At 65.9% G+C, this 3,637-nt stretch carries 3 protein-coding genes; all 3 read right to left on the minus strand.

All coding sequences use genetic code 11. The annotated features are described in order from the left end of the window. On the minus strand, nt 1–763 hold a 763-nt coding region (gene flgK / locus BRAS3809_RS19005), incomplete at its 3' end, for a flagellar hook-associated protein FlgK (protein WP_035656902.1). A 43-nt stretch (nt 764–806) separates the two neighbouring features. Next, nucleotides 807–2,612, minus strand: a complete 1,806-nt coding sequence (locus BRAS3809_RS19010) for a flagellar hook-basal body complex protein (protein WP_008963692.1) — start codon at nt 2,610–2,612, stop codon at nt 807–809. A 299-nt stretch (nt 2,613–2,911) separates the two neighbouring features. After that, a complete protein-coding gene (gene msrB / locus BRAS3809_RS19015; protein ID WP_008963694.1) occupies nt 2,912–3,415 on the minus strand; it encodes a peptide-methionine (R)-S-oxide reductase MsrB in 504 nt (167 codons plus the stop codon). Between the last annotated feature and the right edge of the window lie 222 nt (nt 3,416–3,637).

The following is a 3,637-nucleotide window of genomic DNA, read 5'->3' on the forward strand; positions in this document are numbered from 1 at the left end:
ATTGCGAGGTGGCATCGAGCGTGCCGGGCGACGAGAAGGTGAATTCGGAGGTCAGCCCCGCGCCGACCAGCTGGATGCCGGAATTGGTGAACACGCTGACGCCGTTGGTGCCATCATTCACCACGCGGATGTCGACATATTTGGACAGCGTGTCGATCGCGTTGTCGCGCTGGTCCTGCAGCGTCGCCGACAGCGGATCCGACGAGCTGAGGCCCTGCAGCTGCGTGTTCAAGGTGCCGATCTGCTGCAGCGCCCCATTCACCTGCGTGACGGAGTCGCCGATGTCCTGCTCGGCATTGGTGCGGAGAGTCTGGATGCCCTTGGTGGTCGCGTTGAGCTGCTGGGCGAGGCCCTGCGCCGCCGACAAGGCCACCGATTGCGCCGACTGGTTGCTCGGATTGTTCGACAGCGACTGCAGCGCCGTGGTGAAGTTGTTGAGCGCCGTCTCCAGCGTGCCGCTGCCGCCGGGCGTGCCGTACACGCTCTGCAGCTGCTTCAGGATGTTGGCCATCTGATCGGCATAGGCTCCGCCCGAGGTCTCGGTGCGGAGCTGGTTCTGCACGAACAAGTCGAGCTGGCGGTTGACGCCCGTCGTCATCACCGTCGAGCCGAAGCCGCCGGAGGCGACCTCGATCTGGTTCGGGTTCTGCGCGACGTAGCCGGGTGTGTTGGCGTTGGCGACGTTCGACGAGATGATCGAGAGCGCCGCCTGCGTCGAGCGCAGGCCGGACATCGCGGTGGCGAGGGCTGAACTCAAACCCATGTTCGTTTGCCTTATGTCAATTCAACTGCCACGTGGCCGCGCGTCAGCGCAGCACGTTCAGAAGATCCTGCACCATCGAATTGGCCGTCGTGATCACCTTGGTGTTGGCCGAATAGGCCTGCTGGGTCACGATCAGCTTGGTGAACTCGTCGGCGATGTCGGTGTTCGAGCCCTCCAGCGAGCCGCCCGAGATCTTGCCGGAGGCGCCGATGATCGCCTGGCCCGATTGGTCGGTCGCCTCATAGGCGCCGCCGTCGAGCGCCTTCAGGTAGTTGGTGCCGTTGAAGTGCGACAAGGTCACCTGGGCCAGGTTGATGGTCTGGCCGTTGGAGAAGGTGCCGGTGACGATGCCGCTGTTGTTGACGGCGACCGACTGCAGCTGGCCGGCGGCGAAGCCGTTCTGCGAGATGTTGTTGATGGTCGCCGAGCCGATCGTGCTGGCATATTGCGTCAGCGCGCCCGAGGAGATGTTGAGGCTGACGGTGCCGAGCGTGGTGCCGTCGACCACCACGTTGGGGATCGAGATCGACGACGTCGTCGGCGAGGTCAGCGAGCCGTCGGAGGCGAACTGGAAATTGGTGCCGACGTTCTTCCAGGCCACCGTCGAGCCGGTCGCGTTGGAGTCGGTCTGATAGAACAGGTTCCAGGTGTCCTTGTGGCCGGTGCCGAGCGTCGCGCTGTCGGTCTTGCCCCAGCGCAGCTGCACGTTCACCGGCGTGCCGGCCGCGTTATAGGTGGTGACGGCGCCGCCCGAGATCGTCTCGTTGTTGAAGTTGGTGAGATCGTTGCCGATCACGATGCCGGTGCCGGCGCTCGCCGTTCGCGTCAGCGACACTGGCGAGGTGAGACCCAGCGCGGTGAAGCCGCTCGAGGCGCTGCTCAGAGTCCAGTCCTCGCCGCTGCCCGAATGCAGGGTGATCTTGCCGGCCGTGATGGTCGGCGAGACGCCGGTCACGGCAGCGATCTTGGCCAGCAGCGTGCCGACCGAGTCGGTCGTGTTGATCTGGGTGCCCGAGGCGCCCGACGAGACGAAGGAGAAGGTGACGACGTCGCCGGCGCTGCCGGTCAGCGTGATGGTATCGCCCGAGGTGAAGTTCGACGTGATGGAGTCGGTCGCCGCCGCACCCGACAGCAGGGTCGAGGTGGTGATGTTGGCGGCGTTCTTGTTGACCGCGGTGCCGCCCGTGGTGGTGGCGTCGGCGTAGAAATTGGTGCCGACTGGCAGCGGCACGTTGGACAGGTCGGCCGAGTTCAGGCCGCCCGCCGCGACCAGCGTGCCGACCGCCGCATTGCCGCTGGCGCCGGTCTTCGGCTGCGTCGGCAGGTTGGCGGCGTACTGGATCGCGGTGGTCGCCTGGGCGGGCACGAAGTTGTTGGCGAACTGCAGCACGGTCGGCACGTTGCCGGTGGCGTTGCCGGTCTTGGGATCGACCGCCACGCCCATCAGGTAGTAACCGGCGCCGTTGATCAGGTTGCCGTTGGCGTTGAGCTGGAAGTCGCCGCGCCGGGTGTAGTTGGTGACGCCGGTGAAGACCGGCACGTTGTCGACCACCGAGGAGGCCTTCTGCACGTTGAAGAAGCCGTCGCCATTGATCGCCATGTTGGTGGCGACCGAGGAGGTCGAGACGGTGCCCTGGGTGGTGATGGTCGCCTTGGCAAAGGCGGTGACGCCGCCGGCGTTCTGCCGGGTCGGGTTGGTGGCGTTGGGGATGAGGTCTTCGAAGCTGGTGCCGATGCCCTTGTAGCCGACGGTCGAGGCGTTCGCGATGTTACCGGAAATGTTCTGCAGCGCGAATGATTGAGCGGACAGGCCGCTCACCGAGGTGTTCATCGCGTCGAAGATACCCATACCAATCTCTCCACATGGATGCCGGCGGCGGGGTCGGCCCGCACCGCGTTTCGTGGAGATCTGTCGCAATCACCGTGCCAGACGTGAAATCGCTGTGAAATCAGCGGCTTGAAAAATAACAACGTGAAAAAAGCGGTGCGGAAAGTGGTGAACAATTGCCGAGCCGGCAGTTCTTGCCGGGGCAGCCGCGCCCCATCGCGCTCCGGCCCGGCTGCTGCGCGCAGGGGCCGGCGCGTCCGTCAGACCCGCTTTTCAGGTCTTCAACGGACGCGCGCGGCAAAGCAGGCGGAGAATTTTCGTCAGGTCGAAGACGGGTTGGCCGGATGGAACACCAGCGACAGTCCGTCCATGCAGTAGCGCAGGCCGGTCGGCTTCGGACCATCGTCGAACACGTGGCCGAGATGCCCGCCGCAGCGGCGGCAGTGCACCTCCGTGCGGATCATGCCGTAGGTCTTGTCCTGACGGGTGCCGACCGCGTTGTCGAGCGGCTTGAAGAAGCTCGGCCAGCCCGTGCCGCTGTCGAACTTGGTGTCGGACGAGAACAGCGGCAGGTCGCAGCCGGCGCAGGCGAAGGTGCCCTTGCGGTGCTCCTTGAGCAGCGGGCTGGTCCAGGGCCGCTCGGTGCCCTCGTTGCGCAGGATGTCGAACTGCTCCGGCGTCAACTGGGCGCGCCACTCGGCCTCGGTCTTCTCGATCTCGAATTTTTCGGCAGCGCGGGCGGGCGCGGAGGCGCCGAACCAGCGCAGCGCGGCGAAGCCGAGCAGTCCGGCTGTGGTCGTTAGCATCATGCGTCGATCAATCATGCTTGTCTCCGTACGGCGGGGGCTACCGGATTTACGGATGAGAGTCCGTGGAGGTTACGTCGGCGGCCGGCAAACCGGCTCACTTTCTTGCGAGCTAGCCGCCCTCCCCGGCATCCGGACGGCGGGTGAGATCCGAGGGCTGCGGCCGCAGCGGCAGGCGCGAGCCGGGGCGCTGCGCCGCCCTCTGGCGCGCCTCGGCGGCGCGGATCTCGCGGATGCGCT

This window comes from Bradyrhizobium sp. STM 3809, from assembly GCF_000239795.1.
Taxonomy (GTDB): domain Bacteria; phylum Pseudomonadota; class Alphaproteobacteria; order Rhizobiales; family Xanthobacteraceae; genus Bradyrhizobium.